The organism is Ensifer sp. ENS10 (genome assembly GCF_014852025.1).
In the GTDB taxonomy this organism is placed as follows: domain Bacteria; phylum Pseudomonadota; class Alphaproteobacteria; order Rhizobiales; family Rhizobiaceae; genus Ensifer.
Window position 1 is genome coordinate 1,003,638 of record NZ_JACVAS010000002.1, and the last position, 16,752, is coordinate 1,020,389.

16 protein-coding genes are annotated in these 16,752 nt (G+C 63.0%); 11 read left to right on the forward strand and 5 right to left on the reverse strand.

All coding sequences use genetic code 11. The features are described 5' to 3' along the window. The first annotated feature begins 63 nt into the window (after positions 1-63). Together IB265_RS11840 and IB265_RS11845 are read left to right on the forward strand one after the other, a co-directional pair. A complete protein-coding gene (locus tag IB265_RS11840; protein WP_057253137.1) occupies positions 64-888 on the forward strand; it encodes a hypothetical protein in 825 nt (274 codons plus the stop codon). A 207-nt stretch (positions 889-1,095) separates the two neighbouring features. Then, positions 1,096-2,028, forward strand: coding sequence for a ribose-phosphate pyrophosphokinase (locus tag IB265_RS11845; protein WP_057253136.1), 933 nt, complete (start codon positions 1,096-1,098; stop codon positions 2,026-2,028). Between the two features lie 70 nt (positions 2,029-2,098). Here the strand turns inward: IB265_RS11845 and IB265_RS11850 are convergent, their stop codons facing one another. Continuing rightward, positions 2,099-3,127: an aldo/keto reductase gene (locus tag IB265_RS11850; RefSeq protein ID WP_057253135.1), complete on the reverse strand. Its 1,029-nt coding sequence runs from the start codon at positions 3,125-3,127 to the stop codon at positions 2,099-2,101. A 119-nt stretch (positions 3,128-3,246) separates the two neighbouring features. On the opposite strand from IB265_RS11850, the gene IB265_RS11855 reads away from it, so the two are divergent. Continuing rightward, positions 3,247-4,152 carry a LysR family transcriptional regulator gene (locus IB265_RS11855; RefSeq protein ID WP_057253134.1) on the forward strand — a complete coding sequence of 302 codons (906 nt, stop codon included), beginning with the start codon at positions 3,247-3,249 and terminating at the stop codon, positions 4,150-4,152. A gap of 6 nt (positions 4,153-4,158) precedes the next feature. On the opposite strand, the gene IB265_RS11860 is transcribed toward IB265_RS11855, so the two are convergent. From IB265_RS11860 to IB265_RS11870, 3 genes are all read right to left on the reverse strand, one after another. After that, positions 4,159-4,557 (reverse strand): DUF779 domain-containing protein, encoded by a 399-nt coding sequence (locus tag IB265_RS11860; RefSeq protein WP_057253133.1) that lies wholly within the window; start codon positions 4,555-4,557, stop codon positions 4,159-4,161. A gap of 160 nt (positions 4,558-4,717) precedes the next feature. Continuing rightward, positions 4,718-6,226, reverse strand: coding sequence for an aldehyde dehydrogenase (gene adh / locus IB265_RS11865; RefSeq protein WP_057253130.1), 1,509 nt, complete (start codon positions 6,224-6,226; stop codon positions 4,718-4,720). Positions 6,227-6,599: 373 nt separating this feature from the next. Next, the gene (locus tag IB265_RS11870) at positions 6,600-7,556 is read right to left on the reverse strand and encodes a helix-turn-helix domain-containing protein (protein ID WP_057253128.1); all 957 of its coding nucleotides are present in this window, start codon (positions 7,554-7,556) and stop codon (positions 6,600-6,602) included. Positions 7,557-7,805: 249 nt separating this feature from the next. On the opposite strand from IB265_RS11870, the gene IB265_RS11875 reads away from it, so the two are divergent. The 6 genes from IB265_RS11875 to IB265_RS11900 all read left to right on the forward strand — a co-directional run bounded on the left by IB265_RS11875 (position 7,806) and on the right by IB265_RS11900 (position 15,068). Then, positions 7,806-8,987, forward strand: coding sequence for a benzoate/H(+) symporter BenE family transporter (locus IB265_RS11875; RefSeq protein ID WP_057253126.1), 1,182 nt, complete (start codon positions 7,806-7,808; stop codon positions 8,985-8,987). A 156-nt stretch (positions 8,988-9,143) separates the two neighbouring features. Further along, on the forward strand, positions 9,144-9,752 hold the full coding sequence (locus IB265_RS11880) for a 50S ribosomal protein L25/general stress protein Ctc (protein ID WP_057253124.1): 609 nt from the start codon (positions 9,144-9,146) through the stop codon (positions 9,750-9,752). 260 nt (positions 9,753-10,012) lie between these two features. Next, entirely contained in the window at positions 10,013-12,397 is a 2,385-nt protein-coding gene (locus tag IB265_RS11885; protein WP_192494796.1) for a bifunctional diguanylate cyclase/phosphodiesterase, read from the forward strand. Positions 12,398-12,492: 95 nt separating this feature from the next. Continuing rightward, positions 12,493-13,227 (forward strand): ABC transporter substrate-binding protein, encoded by a 735-nt coding sequence (locus IB265_RS11890; RefSeq protein WP_057253122.1) that lies wholly within the window; start codon positions 12,493-12,495, stop codon positions 13,225-13,227. A gap of 67 nt (positions 13,228-13,294) precedes the next feature. After that, positions 13,295-14,014 carry an aminoacyl-tRNA hydrolase gene (gene pth / locus IB265_RS11895; RefSeq protein WP_057254334.1) on the forward strand — a complete coding sequence of 240 codons (720 nt, stop codon included), beginning with the start codon at positions 13,295-13,297 and terminating at the stop codon, positions 14,012-14,014. Between the two features lie 70 nt (positions 14,015-14,084). After that, positions 14,085-15,068 (forward strand): hypothetical protein, encoded by a 984-nt coding sequence (locus IB265_RS11900; RefSeq protein ID WP_057253120.1) that lies wholly within the window; start codon positions 14,085-14,087, stop codon positions 15,066-15,068. A 50-nt stretch (positions 15,069-15,118) separates the two neighbouring features. On the opposite strand, the gene IB265_RS11905 is transcribed toward IB265_RS11900, so the two are convergent. Continuing rightward, positions 15,119-15,748 (reverse strand): TetR/AcrR family transcriptional regulator, encoded by a 630-nt coding sequence (locus IB265_RS11905; protein ID WP_234793134.1) that lies wholly within the window; start codon positions 15,746-15,748, stop codon positions 15,119-15,121. Between the two features lie 120 nt (positions 15,749-15,868). Between IB265_RS11905 and IB265_RS11910 the strand changes: the two genes are divergently transcribed. Together IB265_RS11910 and IB265_RS11915 are read left to right on the forward strand one after the other, a co-directional pair. Next, positions 15,869-16,429 (forward strand): GFA family protein, encoded by a 561-nt coding sequence (locus IB265_RS11910; RefSeq protein WP_057253118.1) that lies wholly within the window; start codon positions 15,869-15,871, stop codon positions 16,427-16,429. Further along, complete coding sequence (locus IB265_RS11915; protein WP_057253116.1) at positions 16,413-16,712, forward strand: DUF6958 family protein; 300 nt, start codon at positions 16,413-16,415, stop codon at positions 16,710-16,712. The genes IB265_RS11910 and IB265_RS11915 overlap by 17 nt, the downstream gene beginning before the upstream one ends. The last annotated feature ends 40 nt before the right edge of the window (positions 16,713-16,752 follow it).

Sequence of the window (16,752 nt, forward strand, 5' to 3'; positions counted from 1 at the left end):
TTGAACTGGCAGACGACAGGAGACGTTTCAAAAACTGCCGCGAAGAAAACGGACGGTTTGAACATGCGAAAGCTCACCACGCCTATCGTTGGCCTCGGACTCCTCGTCGCCCTGGCTGGCTGCAACAGCACCGACATGCTGACGCCGCAGGTCGACGTCGGCGCGGGAACCTTTCGCTCGCCGCCGGTGACGCAATCCGACCTCGACGCCATGTCGGCTGAGACCGCCGTCGCCCCAGTGCAGCGCGAACCCGTCAGCCAGACCACCGCCTACTCTCCTCAGCCGGCCCCTTCGAACACGCCGACGGCCTATGCCAGCGGCGATGCGACCTATACCGATCCGGCCGGCACGTTCGAGGCCCAGGCAAGCCGGCTTGCCGCCGGTTCAGCACCCGTCCAGAACACGATCCAGAACCAACCGCCCCCGGTACAACAGACGCCAGTGCAACAGACCGCAGCCGCTGCCGAAGAGATCCAGAACGAGCCGAGCGTCGCTTCGCTGCCGAAGGCAAGTGCCGCCGCCAGCGGCACGATCCGGTTCCTGCCGATCATCGGCGCACCGGTCCAGGCGGTCACGCCGCTCTCCAAGCAGCTTGGGGCCGAAGCGCGCGCACACGGCCTGACGATCAAGGGCTCTGGCGATGCCAGCAGCGAACATATCCTCAAGGGCTACTTCTCGACGCTCAAAGACGGCGACAAGACCACCGTCGTCTATGTCTGGGATGTGCTCGACGGCAGCGGAAACCGCCTGCACCGTATCCAGGGACAGGACTCGGTTCCCGGCGGCGGCGCCGACTTGTGGAGCGGAGTCCCGGCGGCAACCATGCAGGGAATCGCGACGAAAACCATCAACGCCTACCTCGAATGGCGGCAATCTCAGGCCGGTTGATGCAAAGTTTTTAGGATATTGGCCTTCGCGGCGCAGCATTCCCCTTGCATTCAAGTTCAGTCTCGCTAAAAAGCGGCCGATCAGCTCTGAACGGCGGCCATCCGCAAAGAATGTCCGCGATTGGAATGGCTCTCGGAATCTGCGCGGAACACACCGCTCCCGGAAAAGTACCGGACGGTGACCGCGCCAGCTCAAGGCGGTCCGTCAATGAAGGTTTTCGCAGGCAATTCGAACCGGCTGCTGGCCGAAGCGATCTGCAACTATCTCAACCTGCCTCTCGGCAAAGCGGCGGTACGCCGGTTCGCCGATCAGGAAATCTTCGTCGAGATCGGCGAAAACGTGCGCGGCGAGGATGTGTTCATCATCCAGTCGACCTCTTTCCCCACCAACGATCACCTGATGGAACTGCTCATCATGATCGACGCGGTGCGCCGCTCTTCCGCTCGCCGCATCACCGCAGTGCTTCCCTATTTCGGCTATGCCCGCCAGGATCGCAAAGCCGGTCCGCGCACGCCGATCTCCGCCAAGCTCGTCGCCAACCTGATCACCGAAGCCGGCGCCGACCGCGTTCTGACCCTTGATCTTCACGCCGGGCAGATCCAGGGCTTCTTCGACATCCCGACCGACAATCTCTATGCGATCCCGATCCTGGCGCGCGACGTCAAGGAAAACTACGACCTCAAGAACGTCATGGTCGTTTCGCCCGACGTCGGCGGCGTGGTGCGCGCCCGCGCGCTTGCCAAGCGCCTCGACTGTCTGCTGGCCATCGTCGACAAGCGTCGCGACCGTCCCGGTGAATCGGAAGTCATGAACGTCATCGGCGACGTGAAGGGCAAGGACTGCCTGCTGATCGACGACATCGTCGACTCGGGTGGCACACTCTGCAACGCGGCCGAAGCGCTCCTAAAGAACGGCGCAACCAGCGTCACGGCCTACATCACCCACGGCGTTCTCTCCGGCGGTGCGGTTGCCCGCGTCACTTCGTCGATGCTGAAGGAACTGGTCATCACCGACTCGATCCAGCCGACCACGGCCGTCCAGTCCGCCCACAACATCCGCGTGATCACCACCGCTGGCCTGCTTGGCGAAGCCATCAGCCGCACCAGCCAGGAAGAGTCGGTTTCGAGCCTCTTCGACTGAGGCCATTCCCAACTCGGCAATTCATAAACGCCGGCGCCAACGCGCCGGCGTTTTTCTTTGTGGGATGCGATTACCTGCCCAGCGCCTGCACCACCGGCTGGTCGACGAGGTTGTCGATGAACCAGTTCGGATAAACAGGCACCGGCACCGTCTCGGCGTCGAGCGTCGCGATCTCCGCTTCCGTCAGAACGAGATCCGCAGCGCCGAGATTGTCCTTGAGCTGGTGCGGCTTGGAGGCTCCGAGAAGCACGCTCGTCACCGCTTTCTTCGAAAGCAGCCAGGCGATCGCCACCTGCGCCACGCTTGCCCCATGCTGATCGGCGATCCCGCGCATGCATTCGACCAGCTTGAAGCCCTGTTCCTTGTCGAAGGGCAGGATGTCGAAACCGGAATAGCGGTTGTCGGGGTCGCCGAGATTTTCGCGCGTGTATTTGCCCGAGAGAAAACCCGATGCCAGCGGGCTCCAGACAGTCAGCCCCAACCCGTAGCGCTGCATCATCGGGATGACGTCACGCTCCACGTCGCGGCCGAGCAAGGAATAATGCATCTGGCCATGGGTGAAAGGAGCCAAGCCGTTGGCCTTCTGGATCTCAAGCGCGGCCGCCACCTTCCAGGCCGACCAGTTGGAAAAGCCAATGTAGCGCACCTTGCCGGAGCGAACGACCGCATCGAGCGCGAGAAGCGTTTCCTCGAGCGGCGTGCGGGGATCTTCCTTGTGAACGATGTAGGCGTCGATCCAGTCGGTGCCGAGACGCTTCAGGCTCTGATCGACCGACCAGAGGATGTGGCGGCGCGAAAGACCGGCTTGGCTGAGTGGCGTTCCGGTGCGGAAGCCGACCTTGGTGGCGATCACCACCTCGTCGCGACGGGACTTGAGCGCCTCGCCGAGGATGCGTTCCGACTGCCCGGAGGCATAGGCGTCGGCCGTATCGAAGAAGTTGATGCCGGCATCCAGCGCCTGTCCCACAAGGGCATCGGCCGCTTCGGCATCGGTCTTGTAGACGGCGCCGAGGCTGCGATCGCCGGCGGTGAAGGTCATGGCGCCGAAGGCAAAGCGCGAGACCACCAGACCGGTGTTTCCAAGCGTCGTGTATTGCATGTCGTTCTCCATCCTTTGCGAGAGGCAGGTTCGAATTGGGAACACCATGCCAAAGTTGATTGCCGCAAAAAACTACCGTCACCTTGATAGGTTTGGAAGAAATGCTTCATAATCGAAGGATGGCAAACGACCCCTTCAACGGACTGAGAGAATTTCTGGCAGTTGCCGAGAGCAGCAGCTTCACAGCCGCGGCAGCGACGCTCGGCGTTACGCCCAATGCCGTCAGCCAGACGATCAGGGCGCTCGAAGCCCGCCTCGGTCTCCAGCTCTTCGTCCGCACCACGCGGCGCGTCGCCCTCACCGAAGCCGGTAGCGCCTTCCTGAAGCGCGTGCGCCCTGCTGCCTCCGAGATCGCCGATGCCTATGAGTTGCTCGGCGATTTTCGCGACCGGCCCATGGGCAATCTCAGGCTGACCGTGCCGCGCATGGCGATCCCGCTGGTGCTGACGCCGCTTTTGCCGCGCTTCCGCCAGGCCTATCCGGACGTTTCGGTGGAAATCTCGATCGACGATGCGGCTGTCGATATCACCGAGCGCGGTTTCGATGCCGGCATCCGCATCGGCGAGGCGGTCGAACGGGATATGATCGCGGTCCGGCTGACGCCCGACATCACCTGGGCGGTGGTCGGCTCGCCGTCCTACTTCGTGAAACAAGGTCGGCCGCAAACGCCCGAAGAGCTGACACGCCACGAGGCGATCCGCTATCGCTACCCGGCATCCGGCACGATCTACCGCTGGGAGTTCGAGCGGGAGGGACGCGACTTTTCCGTCGACGTACCCGGCGGGCTGACGGTCAACGATTTCCAGATGCTCGTGGAGATGGCGCAAGCCGGCACCGGGCTTGCCTACCTGCCGGACCTTTCGGTGTGCGACGCTGTCGCAAGCGGGCGCCTTGAACGGGTGCTCGAAGCCTACCTGCCGAGGTCGCCAGGCCTCTTCATCTATTTCCCCGCCAAGGCCCAAACCCAACCCAAACTGCGCGCCCTTCTCGATTTGACGGCAAAGGTCGCGCGGGAGCGGAAGTAGGTCGCGTCAGCGCCCGCGAAAGACCACGACGCAAGCCTCGCCGCCGCTGAACAGCCGTGACCGCGTGAGAAATCGCTTTTCCCGCCCGTTGTCGAGCGAGAACATGCCCCCCCGCCCCGGCACCACGTCGATGATCAGTTGCGTGTGCTTCCAGACCTCGAACTGGCTGGCGCTGATATAGACCGGCACGCCGCCGATCTCGCCGAGCTTCACGTCGTTGTCGCCGACGATGTAATCATCCGCCGGGTAGCACATCGGCGACGAGCCATCGCAGCAGCCGCCGGACTGGTGAAACAGGATATCCGGATGGTCGCGCCGGATTTCGGCAATGAAATCGAGCGCTGCGTCCGTCGCAAGCACGCGCGGTTCGTTGATCCCGATGGTTCCTGTCACCTCGGCGGACATCGCAAGCCTCCCTGCTCCCACTGCGTATCGTTTGATGTTGGTCGGCTGAGGCGCGGGTGGAGAGCACACCTCAGCCGCCGCACGAGCCAGAGGAAAGGTGGAGATTACCTTCCCTCTGGCTTCTGTTGCCCTCCCCGACGGCGGGGAAGGCAGGGTCCGATCAGAAGAAGCCGAGCGCCTTCGGGCTGTAGCTCACCAGCATGTTCTTCGTCTGCTGGTAGTGATCGAGCATCATCTTATGGGTCTCGCGGCCGATGCCGGACTGCTTGTAACCGCCGAAGGCCGCATGCGCCGGATAGGCGTGGTAGCAATTGGTCCAGACGCGGCCGGCCTGGATTTCGCGGCCGAAGCGGTAGCAACGGTTGGCATCACGGCTCCAGACACCGGCACCGAGGCCATAGAGCGTGTCGTTGGCGATCTCCAGCGCTTCTGCCTCGGTCTTGAAGGTGGTGACCGAAACCACGGGCCCGAAGATCTCCTCCTGGAAGACCCGCATTTTGTTGTGCCCGCGGAAAACCGTCGGCTTGACGTAGAAGCCTTCCGACAGTTCGCCTTCGAGCACGTTGCGGCCACCGCCGGTGAGCACTTCGGCGCCTTCTTGGCGGCCGATGTCGATGTAGGAGAGGATCTTTTCGAGCTGTTCGCTCGATGCCTGCGCGCCGATCATCGTGGCGCTGTCGAGCGGATTGCCCTGGCGGATCGCCTCGACGCGTTTCACCGCCCGCTCCATGAAGCGGTCATAGATGCTCTCCTGCACCAGCGCGCGGCTCGGGCAGGTGCAGACCTCGCCCTGGTTCAGCGCGAACATGGCAAAGCCTTCGAGCGCCTTGTCGAAGTAATCGTCATCCTCCGCGAGCACGTCGGCAAAGAAGATGTTCGGCGACTTGCCGCCGAGCTCCAGCGTCACCGGAATAAGGTTCTGGCTGGCATATTGCATGATCAGCCGGCCGGTGGTCGTTTCGCCGGTAAAGGCGATCTTGGCGATGCGCGGGCTGGTAGCGAGCGGCTTGCCGGCTTCAAGACCGAAGCCGTTGACGATGTTGAGCACGCCCGCCGGCAAGAGATCACCGACGAGATCGGCCCAGACGAGGATCGAGGCCGGCGTCTGTTCGGCCGGCTTCAGGACGACGCAATTGCCGGCGGCCAGCGCCGGAGCCAGTTTCCAGGCGGCCATCAGGATCGGGAAATTCCAGGGGATGATCTGGCCGACGACGCCGAGCGGTTCGTGGAAGTGATAGGCGACCGTGTCGTGGTCGATCTCGCCGATCGTGCCTTCCTGGGCACGAATGCAGGCGGCGAAGTAGCGGAAATGGTCGATGGCAAGCGGAATGTCGGCCGCCATGGTCTCGCGGATCGGCTTGCCGTTGTCGAAGGTTTCGGCCCGCGCCAGCAGTTCGAGATTGTCCTCCATGCGGCCCGCGATCTTCATCAGGATGTTGGAGCGCTCGGCGGCAGACGTCCGGCCCCATTTCTCTCGGACGGCGTGGGCGGCGTCGAGCGCCAGCTCGATATCGGCGACGTCCGAGCGCGCCACCTGGCAAAGCACGCCGCCGGTCACCGGCGTCGTGTTGTCGAAATAGCGTCCGGCCACCGGCTCGCGCCATTCGCCGCCGATGAAGTTGCCGTATTTCTGCCTGAATGGGCTTTCGACGATCTTCTGATGCAACATGGTCTTTCCTCCCTGAGAACCAGCAACGGGGCTGTGAGAAGGAAGGTGCGACTGAACGTGCGTCTTCGATAGTGAGGCGCAAGCACCAGCGACGCGATGTGTTTCAGAATTGAGACAGGCGGGCTTGGATACCGTGCTGCAGTGCAGCAAACTGGGCGGCAAGTCTGCGGTTGCTTCAGTCAACGTTTGCCCCTCATCCCCCTGCCGGGACCTTCTCCCCGTCGTCACGGGGAGAAGGGGCAAGCGGCATGCTCCCCATTCCCCCAAGGATCAGGGCCACCACAATCGCAAAGACCGCTCGGGGCCACGCCCCCTCTCCCCGTCTGCGGGGAGAGGGTTAGGGTGAGGGGCAGCCTTCAGATGGGTAGGAAGATCAGTTGACCTGGAGCCGCTTCATCTTGCGGTAAAGGGTGGCGCGGCTGATGCCGAGCAGCTCGGCCGCCATGGAGACGTTGCCGCTGGCACGGGAAAGAACACGCCGGAGCGCCGCGCGCTCCGCATCGGGAAGCTCGGCGGCATCGCCTGACGTGTCCTCTCGAAGAAGGTCGGAGGCCGGAACCCCGGCGGCGATGCGCCGGTCGTCGAGGTCGAGCCATTGCCGTGCGGCACGCGTTGCACCGAGCACGAGGTCGTCGCGGTCGACGGCAAGGAGCGCCGGCCCGGCTCGATCCACTGGCACCAGCACGATGCGCGCACCGGCGAAGGCACGACGGAAGAGGCCGGCCTCGATGCGCGCGGCGGCGTCACGAACCGCCTGCGACAGGATCGACATGGTGATCTCGGAGGCATCGTCACGGCAGGTTGAAATGTCGATGGCCGCCGCCAATCGCCCGCGATGATCGCGGATCGGCGCGGTCGCGCAGCTCAAGCCGATATTGCTGCTCAGGAAATGCTGATCGCGCTGGATGACGACGGCGCGCTCATCGGCGATCGCCGTGCCGATGCCGTTGGTGCCCACATTCGCCTCGCTCCAGACCGTTCCCGACCAGAGCCCGACGCCGCGAAATTCAGCGTCGTCGCCGACCGCTCCGCGCCGCTCGAGCGCCACGCCGTCATTGTCGGTGAGGAGCAGGCAGCAGCCAGCCCTGCCGACGGTCGCAAACAACCGGTCGAGTTCGATGCCGGCCTCCGCCAGCAGCTCACCGGAGCGCTCGCGGACGGAGCGAAACTCGCTGTCCGACAGCCGAAGCGGCGTACGGGCTTCCTCCGGAGCAAGCTTATGCAGGGTCATGCAGCGCCGCCACGACGCGGCCACCGATGAGCTCGCCGCCGCCGAAGACTGGTGCGCGACCCGATAGACAAGTTCCGAATGATCCCTGACGGCAGGCATCGGCTTCCTCCCTGAAAGCGTCGACCGGCGGAAGGCGGATGCGACCGATCTCCCAAACGGCGCACCTGCTTGGGCGGCACTATAGCCAACGATCTCCGCAAAGGTCCAGCCAGACGAAGGTTCGAGGGTCAGCCCCCCTCAGCGAGTTTGATCGGTGCATCACGCGGCCGATATCGACAGCGCGCCCGAATGTGATACGCGAAAGGATCAGATCGCCGCGACTCACCCCCACAACAGCCGGTTGCCGCCATGTTTCGTGACTTCTCGCCCCAGAGCCTCTTCATGGGCCTGCTGATCGCCTTCGTCGGCTTCGCCAGTTCCTTCGCCGTCGTGTTGCACGGCCTGACCGGAGTCGGCGCCAGCGAAGCACAGGCTGCCTCCGGGCTGATGGCGTTGTCGATCTCCATGGGCGTCTGCGCGATTGTCATCAGCGCCATCACGCGGCTGCCGGTCAGCATCGCCTGGTCGACGCCGGGTGCCGCACTGCTCGCGAGCGCGGGCGTCGTCGAAGGCGGCTTCAACGCTGCCGTCGGCGCCTTCCTCGTCTGTGGGCTGCTCGTCGTCGTCGCCGGCCTCTGGAAACCGCTCGGCCGCCTGGTTTCGGGCATTCCTGCCCCGCTCGCCAATGCCATGCTCGCGGGGGTGTTGCTCAGCCTCTGCTTCGCGCCGGTCAAGGCGATCGCCTTCAATCCGCTTCTCGGCTTGCCGATCCTCATCGCCTGGGCGGTCGTCGGCAGCGTCAACAAGCTCTATGCGGTGCCGGCCGCGCTCGTCGCTTTCGTACTCGTCATCGCCTTCGGCGTCGAAGTCCCGGCGGGCGCCTTCTCTACCCTGTCCTCGGCGCTGGTGCCGACCGTCGAGTTCGTGACCCCACAGTTCAATGTCGCAGCCATGGTCAGCATTGCGCTGCCGCTCTTCATCGTCACCATGGCCTCGCAGAACATCCCCGGCATCGCGGTGTTGAAGGTCAACGACTATCACCCCGCCCCCGGGCCGCTGTTTGCGACCACCGGCCTCTTTTCCATGCTGAGCGCGCCGTTCGGCGGCCACGCGGTCAATCTGGCGGCGATCACCGCCGCCATGTGCGCCGGAAGCGATTCCCATCCCGATCGCAACCGACGCTACTGGTCGGCGATCAATGCCGGCGCCTTCTACATTCTCTTCGGGCTGCTTGCCGGCGCCGTCACCACCTTCGTCAGCCTTGCGCCTTCCATCCTGATCGAGGCGGTGGCCGGCCTCGCGCTCGTCGGCGCCTTCGCCAGTTCCGCCATGGCCGCCTTCACCGAGGCAAAGACACGCGAGGCGGCCGCCATCACCTTTCTGGTGACGGCATCGGGCGTCAGTTTCGCCGGTGTTTCCGGGGCCTTCTGGGGTCTGATTGCCGGTGGGCTGATGCTGGCGCTTGCGCGTCTTACCCAGAAAAAGGCCTGAACCCGCGGCAAAGCTTGCATTTCAAGCCGATCTCGTCTATGCACCGCCCCGTCCGCGTAGACACCCTTGGAGGCAACGCGGATGAAGCCCATGTGGCTTCGGTTCATCCGCCATGTCGGATGAGCTCTCCAGATTTAGACATAGAAAGGTCTACCCATGAGCCACGCAACTTACGAGCTCAAGGCCGAGACGCGCGAACGGGTTGGTAAGGGGTCCTCCCGTGAACTTCGTCGCAACGGTCTTATCCCGGCTGTCATCTACGGTGACAAGCAGGCCCCCCTTTCCATCGCACTCTCCACCAAGGAAGTGACGATGAAGATCCACGCCGGCGGTTTCATGACCACCGTCGCGGTCATCGACGTCAACGGCGAAAAGATCCGCGTCCTGCCGAAGGACTACCAGCTGGATCCGGTCCGTGACTTCACCATGCATGTCGACTTCCTGCGCGTCTCCAAGGACAGCCAGGTTACCGTTGAAGTTCCGGTTCACTTCGAAAACGAAGAGAAGTCCCCGGGCCTGAAGGCTGGCGGCGTTCTGAACATCGTTCGCCACGAAGTCGAACTCAACGTTTCGGCCAACGACATTCCGGAATTCCTCAGCGTCGATCTCTCCGGCCTCAAGGTCGGCGATGCCGTTCACATTTCCAACATCAAGCTGCCGAAGGGCGCGACCCCGGTTATCACCGACCGCGACTTCACCATTGCAACGATCGTTGCTCCGGCCGGTGGCGTGAAGGAAGAAGCCGAAGGCGAAGCAGAAGCCTGATTGGCTTTTGGGTGACTGGCGAAAAGCCAGTCCCGCTGCACTTCATCGAGAGCCCGTCCCATTCGTTTGGGGCGGGCTTTTTGCATTGGTCCACAGGCCTCTCGCCACACAGCGCCGGCATCGCGTCTCATCATTTATCACGAAGCGATTTCAGCAACATTTAAGGTTTTGATGATGTTCTTCTGTCGGGGAAACTGGGGCTCAGACTGAAGAGAATCCGAAATGAAATGCGTGGCAGCACCTTCCAAGGCGTGCATCCGATGATGCATTCCGTGGAGAACCGATTTATTGCGATTGTCTGTGGCGCAATGCTCGTTTTCATTGCCCCTCTGCTCGTTCTCTTCCTGAGTATATCCAGCGACCGCATCGCACGCGAGCGGATTCACAACATCGAACTGCTGATGGCCGCAAGCGCCGAGGCGCTGGGCAAACCCATCTGGGACTTCGACAGCGACGGCATAAAGCACATCGCCCGATCGCTGATAAACGGCACCGATATCCTCTCTGTCACCGTCCGCGACCAGACCGGCTCGATCCTCGCCCAGATGCCGCTCGGCGGCGCTGTGCCCGGCACCAAGGACCGGATCCTCAGCCTGCCCATTTCCTATCAGTCCATGGATGGGATGAAGGAGATCGGTCGCATCGAGGTGAGAGTGCCGACGCCCGGCCTTCTGTCGCAATTCAGCAAGGACGAGCTGGCGATCCTCGCCATCCTGCTCTTCGCCGTCGCAATCGTCTTCGCCGCAGCCCTCGTCGGCAATCGCTTCACGGTGATGCGCCCGCTGATGCGCCTGACAGCGGCGATCGAGGCGACGCGCCGGCTCGGCTCACGCCACCGGGTCGACTGGACCTCCGACGACGAAATGGGCGCGCTTGCCGCCAATTTCAACGAGATGCAGGACCGGCTCGAGCGCGAAGAGACCGAACTGAAGAATGCGCACGAACGCGTCACCGATATCTACAACCTGACGCCCGCGATGCTGTTCTCGCTCGACGTCGACGGACGCCTGCTCGCCGTCAGCGACTACTGGCTGCTGGCGACCGGTTACGATCGGGACGACGTCATCCGCCGCGACTTCGTCGATTTCATCGATCAGCACTGGCACGAAACCTATCGCAGCCATGCCAAAACGATCGCGGTCGGCGACCATGAGATCCGGGAGGTCACCGTTCCTTTCCGCAAGACGGATAGCCAGCTGATGACGGTGCTGATCCAGGAGACGAAGGCGACCGGTGAAGGCAGCCTGTCGCTCTCCGTCATGACCGATGTCACGGCGCTGAAGCAGGCGGAAAGCCGCAACCACACCCAGGCGATCACCGACCACCTCACCGGCCTGCTCAACCGCCAGGGGTTCGAAGCGGCACTCGACGACGCGATCCAGCAGGCCGACGAATGCGGCATGCAGCTTGGCTGCCTGTTCATCGATCTCGACCGCTTCAAATGGATCAACGACAATTTCGGCCATGCGGCCGGCGACGAAGTGTTGCGCCACACGGTCGAGCTCATCCGTGACGCGCTGAGCCCCGGCGACATCATGGCCCGCCTCGGCGGAGACGAATTCGCCATCCTGATTTCCGACCGGGACGCGGCTGCGCTCGCAAGCGAGATCGGCGAACGCATCGTTTCGGCACTGCGCGAGCCGATGCCGATTGCCGGCAACGAACTGCTCGTCAGCGCCAGCGTCGGCATCTCGGTCTACCCGGCCCATGCGGAAAACGCCTCCGACCTCCTGCTCAAGGCGGATATGGCCATGTATGCGCGCAAGCACGATGGCAAGAACGGCCTGCAGCTGTTTGACGCCAGCATGCTCGACGCTTCCCGCGAGCGCCATGAGATCGAACAGTGCATCGAGGCTGGGCTGAAGGACGACCACTTCGAGGCCTGGCTGCAGCCGATCGTCAGCCTTGCCGACGGACAGATCGCCGGCTTCGAGGCGCTGATGCGCCTCAACCACCCGGAAAAGGGCCTGATGCCGCCCGGCAAGATCATCGGCATTGCCGAGGAAACCGGCACGATCGCCCGCATAGGCGACCACATCCTCGAAAAGGCGATCCGCCATCTGGCTGCGATCTCCGAGCTGGACGGCACGCAGAACACCTACCTAGCCGTCAATTTCTCGCCGCTGCAATTCGAGCTGACGCTGCCGCACAAGCTCGCCGCACTGCTCCTGAAGCACCATATTTCGCCAAGCCGGATCGTCGTCGAGATCACCGAAGCCGTCCTCATGCTCGACAATCCGGAAGTGCACGCGGTGCTGAAGCAACTGAACGAATTCGGCTGCCGGATCGCGCTCGACGATTTCGGCACCGGCTATTCATCGCTGAGCTACCTCAACCGTTTCCCGGTCGATATCGTCAAGGTCGACCAGTCCTTCACCCGTTCGCTGAGTTCCGGCACCGCCGACATCCGCCGCAAGAGCCGCATGCTGATCAAGGGCATCCGCACGATCTCGCACCAGATGGGCTGCACCGTCGTTGCCGAAGGCATCGAGACGAAGGAGCAGTGGCAGCTGCTGCGCAAGCTGGGTGTCGATTGCGGCCAGGGCTATCTCTTCAGCCGGCCGATGCAGATCGACAGCATGCTGAAGATGCTGGAAAGCGACTCGGAGGCAAAGACGGCGGCGGTGGCAGACAGGCGGGCATGATGTTCGCTGCCAGCGGTCGCGCTCTCCCATGGAGGTTCGGGACGCGGCAGCACCGCACGGATACCGCAAGGCATGCAGCAAAAGGAGGAAAGCACGTGAAGGCGCTGGTCCCAATATTTTTCCTCGGTCTCTTCACGACCGCTGAGGCACAGACGATCAAGTTCGTCACCGAGGAGTACCCCCCTTACAATTTTTCGACCGAGAACGGTCCGAGCGGTGCTGCGGTAGACCAGGTCAAGCGGATCATGGAGCGGCTGAAACAGCCTTACACGATCGAGGTTCTGCCCTGGGCGCGGGCCTTCATGCTGGCCGAAACCGATCCTGCCTATTGCGTTTTCACCACCGGCCACGACGCCGAACGCGACAAGAAGTTTCTATGGGTCGAACCTCTGCTGGTCGATCATATGGTTATGGTTCGCCACGCCGGCTCAAACATAGCACCGGCTTCGCTGGAAGCAGCACGTCAGTACACCGTAGGCACCCAGCGCGAGGATTTTTCCGCAACCTATCTCAGGGACCACGACTTTCCGAAGATCGACTATGCCGCAAACCTCGATTCGAGCGTGAAGAAGCTGATCGCCGGACGCGTCGATCTGCTGATGACGTCAGAGAAAACCTTCCAGAGCATGCGGGCCGAGGGCAAACCGGTCGAGGCGGCGCTGGTGCTTGAAGGCAAGCTCTACGGCATCGCCTGCCACCGCGATGTATCGCGGGCAACCGTCGCCGCGATGCAGCGCGAACTGGACCGGTTGGTCGGCAACGGCACCCAGGACGAAATCTTCAAGCACTACGGCCTCACGCCAAATGCCAGCCTGCGCGCCGAGAAATAAGCGTTGACTTCCCCCGGGCACGATGATTTTGGATGGCCCCACCCCGAAATCATCGACGCGTGACGACATGCTGATCATCGTAGGGCTTGGCAATCCAGGTTCGAAATACGCCACCAACCGGCACAATATCGGCTTCATGGCGGTCGACGTCATTCACCGCCGGCACGGCTTTTCTTCCTGGTCGAAGAAATTCAAGGCCGAGATCGCCGAAGGCGAGATCGGCGGCGAACGCGTGCTCCTGATGAAGCCGCAGACCTTCATGAACCTCTCCGGCGAAGCGGTCGGTGAGGCCATGCGCTTCTACAAGCTGCAGCCAAAGGACATCACCGTCATCTATGACGAACTCGACCTGCCGGCCGCCAAGGCGCGGCTCAAGGTCGGCGGCGGCCATGGCGGCCACAACGGCATCAAGTCGATCGATGCCCATTGCGGCAAGGAGTATCGCCGCCTGCGCCTGGGCATCGGCCATCCCGGCGTCAAGGACCTCGTTCACGCCCACGTTCTCGGCGATTTCGCCAAGGCCGACCAAGCCTGGCTGATACCGCTGCTCGACGCCATCGCCGACAATGCCGACATGCTGGTGCGCGGCGAGGATTCCCAGCTTCTGAACAAGATCGCGCTCGCGACCGGCGGCAAGCCGGAAGCGGACAAGCCCGAAACCCCGAAGAAGCAGGGCGCGCAATCGCACATCCACCAGGCGCGCAATTCCGCCCAGCCAAAGAAGCTGCCGGCAACCGGCCCGATGGCCGACATGCTGAAGAAGATGTTCGGTTCGAAGGGCGACTAGCTTCCCGTTTCCGGAGCGAGCGCTAGTTTTCGCTCAGGTCGGCTTTGAAGACCGGCCTGGAGCACGCCCTATGAGCCACCCGGTGATTGACTGGCTTCTCGCTTCGGATCCTTCGATCCGCTGGCAAGTGATGCGTGACCTGCTGGATGCCCCGGAACCTGTGTGGAGGGCCGAGCGAGCCAAGGTGGAGACCGAAGGCTGGGGCGCCAGACTGCTTTCGCATCAGGACGACGACGGCCAATGGGCGGGCGGCGCCTTTATTCCGGCTGGTTTTGACGCGCGCGAGTGGTCCGAGCGCGGTCAGCCCTGGACGGCCACGTGCTTTTCGCTGTCGCAGCTCCGGGAATTCGGCCTCGACCCATCATCGGATCGGGCCAGGCAAACCGTTGAACTGATCGGCGCCAACGCCCGCTGGGACGAAGGCGGCCAGCCCTATTGGCAAGGCGAGGTCGAGGAGTGCATCAACGGGCGAACCGTGGCTGACGGCGCCTATTTCGGCGTCGACATCGCACCCATCGTCGAAAGGCTCGTTGGCGAACGGCAGCCCGATGGTGGCTGGAACTGCGAGCGGGCGAACGGTTCAGTTTGCTCTTCCTTTGCAAGCACCATCAATGTGCTCGAAGGATTGCTGGAGTTCGAAAGGGCGACCGGCGGCACACCGCAGTCCAAGGCGGCGCGGGAGGGTGGTGAGGACTATCTCCTCAAGCGCCACCTCTTCCGCCGCCTGAGCACCGGCGAACCGGCGAGCAATCGGTTTCTTTGCCTCTGCCACCCGAACCGCTGGCACTACGACATCCTGCGCGCACTCGACTATTTCCGGCAATCGGTGCTCCGGACCGCCGCCGCGCCCGACCCGCGCCTCGGCGAAGCGATCGATCACCTTTCTGCGCGACGCCTGGACAACGGCACCTGGCCGCTCGACTGGAGCCCCGCCGGACGGGTGTGGTTCGATGTCGACGACGGAGCCGACGTACCGTCGCGGTGGGTGACACTCAAGGCGATGCGCGTGCTCAAATGGTGGAATGCGTCCTCACCGGTGAGCAAGGCGCCCTGACGTCTTCCGCATCAAACGGATAGCCGCGAACCAGAAAGAGACCCGAACGCCTAGGCGGCCCTATGCGCTGCCAGAAAAATCCGCACCGCCTCGGCCGCATGGGCCTGCAGAACCTCCGGCGCCGGAATGGCGCCGTCGCCGAGCAGCATGGCATCATTTACCGGTCCACCCATGACGAGCCAGTTGAAGAAGCCGCCAGCGACCTGCACATCCCTCACCCGGATGTCGCCCTTCTCGCTATAGCGCTTGAAGGCGACGGCAAGCCGCCTGATCGAGCGCATCGGCCCGCGCTCGTGCAGGGCTTCGCCAAGCTGCGGAAAGCGCTCGACCTCGGCAATCACCAGGCGCCGCACCTGCATCAGCCGCGGCGTCATCACGATCGCCAGCAGCTGGGTGGCATAGTCGAGCAGAAATTCTTCGATCGGCTCATCGCCATCCGGGTCGGCGACCTGCTCCTGGAACTCATCGCCGGCGCCGCCCGTCATGCTGCGCACGACCTCCAGAAACAACGCCTCCTTGCTCTGGAAATGGGAATAGACGGTTTGCTTCGACACTTCCGCGGTCGCCGCGATCTCATCCATGTTCGTGCCGAGAAAGCCGTGTTTCAGGAAGAGATCGCTTGCCGCCGCCACGATCCCCTTGCGGGTACGCTCCATGCGCGTCTTTGCGCCGTTGCTCAATTCTGCCCCTCCGCCTTGCTGCACGTCACAAATCATCTGCCCCACACAATAGGCCAGTCGGATTGACAAATCAAACTGGACGGTACAGTCTAGTTAGTGAGACGATATCGGGAGAGGGCCATGGTGAAACCACAAGCAAGAATTCGGATTGCCGCCTGTCGCTGCGGTCAGGTTGCCTTTGAAGCCGTCGGCGAGCCGATTGTCGGCGCCGCCTGCTATTGCAGCAGCTGCCGCACCGCCGGCGAGCGCTTCGAGGCCCTGCCCGAAGCGTCGCCTGTGCTGGAAGCCGACGGTTCGACGCGCTTCGCGCTCTACCGGAAGGACAGGATCCGCTGCATCAGGGGCAGCGAGCTTTTGCGCGAGCATCGGTTGACACCCGAGGCGCCGACGCGAAGGGTGATCGCGAGTTGCTGCAACGCCGCCATGTTCCTCGAATTCAAAGACGGCCACTGGTTGAGCGTCTACAATCAGCGTTTCGCCCCGGACGAACAGCCGCCGCTCGAAATGCGGACCATGACGAAAGATCGCAAGGCAGGCGTCGAGTTCAACGACACACTGCCGAGTTACAAGACGCATTCGGGCCGCTTCATGTGGCGGCTTTTGACCGCCTGGGCGGCCATGGGATTCAAGGCGCCCAGGATCGACTATGTGAAAGGTGAGGCCAATGGCATCTCAGGCTGAGAAGATCGAGATCGAAAACATCGTCTCGCCCGGCCACAAATACCGTGTCGACCGGGTAAAGTACGAGGCAATGCGCGAAGCCCTGCTCGCGGTCCTGCCGGTCACACCGGGGCTGACCGTCGCGGAAGCGAAGGAGCGGCTATTGCCGTTGTTGCCGCAGGACCTTTTCCCCGAGGGTGCAAAGGCCGGCTGGTGGCTGAAGGCGGTTCAGCTCGATCTCGAAGCCAAGGGCACGATCAAGCGGGAAGCAAGCAAGCCGCTTCGTCTACATAAGAAAACATAAAGCGAACCGGCGACCCCCGCCATCCTTCGTGCCGACCGCT

Excerpts from the sequence above, each read along its gene's own strand:
- IB265_RS11840 (WP_057253137.1), top strand. The coding sequence starts at position 64 with ATGCGAAAGCTCACCACGCCTATCGTTGGCCTCGGACTCCTCGTCGCC.
- IB265_RS11845 (WP_057253136.1), top strand. The coding sequence starts at position 1,096 with ATGAAGGTTTTCGCAGGCAATTCGAACCGGCTGCTGGCCGAAGCGATC.
- IB265_RS11850 (WP_057253135.1), bottom strand. The coding sequence starts at position 3,127 with ATGCAATACACGACGCTTGGAAACACCGGTCTGGTGGTCTCGCGCTTT.
- IB265_RS11855 (WP_057253134.1), top strand. The coding sequence starts at position 3,247 with ATGGCAAACGACCCCTTCAACGGACTGAGAGAATTTCTGGCAGTTGCC.
- IB265_RS11860 (WP_057253133.1), bottom strand. The coding sequence starts at position 4,557 with ATGTCCGCCGAGGTGACAGGAACCATCGGGATCAACGAACCGCGCGTG.
- adh (WP_057253130.1), bottom strand. The coding sequence starts at position 6,226 with ATGTTGCATCAGAAGATCGTCGAAAGCCCATTCAGGCAGAAATACGGC.
- IB265_RS11870 (WP_057253128.1), bottom strand. The coding sequence starts at position 7,556 with ATGCCTGCCGTCAGGGATCATTCGGAACTTGTCTATCGGGTCGCGCAC.
- IB265_RS11875 (WP_057253126.1), top strand. The coding sequence starts at position 7,806 with ATGTTTCGTGACTTCTCGCCCCAGAGCCTCTTCATGGGCCTGCTGATC.
- IB265_RS11880 (WP_057253124.1), top strand. The coding sequence starts at position 9,144 with ATGAGCCACGCAACTTACGAGCTCAAGGCCGAGACGCGCGAACGGGTT.
- IB265_RS11885 (WP_192494796.1), top strand. The coding sequence starts at position 10,013 with ATGATGCATTCCGTGGAGAACCGATTTATTGCGATTGTCTGTGGCGCA.
- pth (WP_057254334.1), top strand. The coding sequence starts at position 13,295 with ATGCTGATCATCGTAGGGCTTGGCAATCCAGGTTCGAAATACGCCACC.
- IB265_RS11900 (WP_057253120.1), top strand. The coding sequence starts at position 14,085 with ATGAGCCACCCGGTGATTGACTGGCTTCTCGCTTCGGATCCTTCGATC.
- IB265_RS11910 (WP_057253118.1), top strand. The coding sequence starts at position 15,869 with ATGGTGAAACCACAAGCAAGAATTCGGATTGCCGCCTGTCGCTGCGGT.
- IB265_RS11915 (WP_057253116.1), top strand. The coding sequence starts at position 16,413 with ATGGCATCTCAGGCTGAGAAGATCGAGATCGAAAACATCGTCTCGCCC.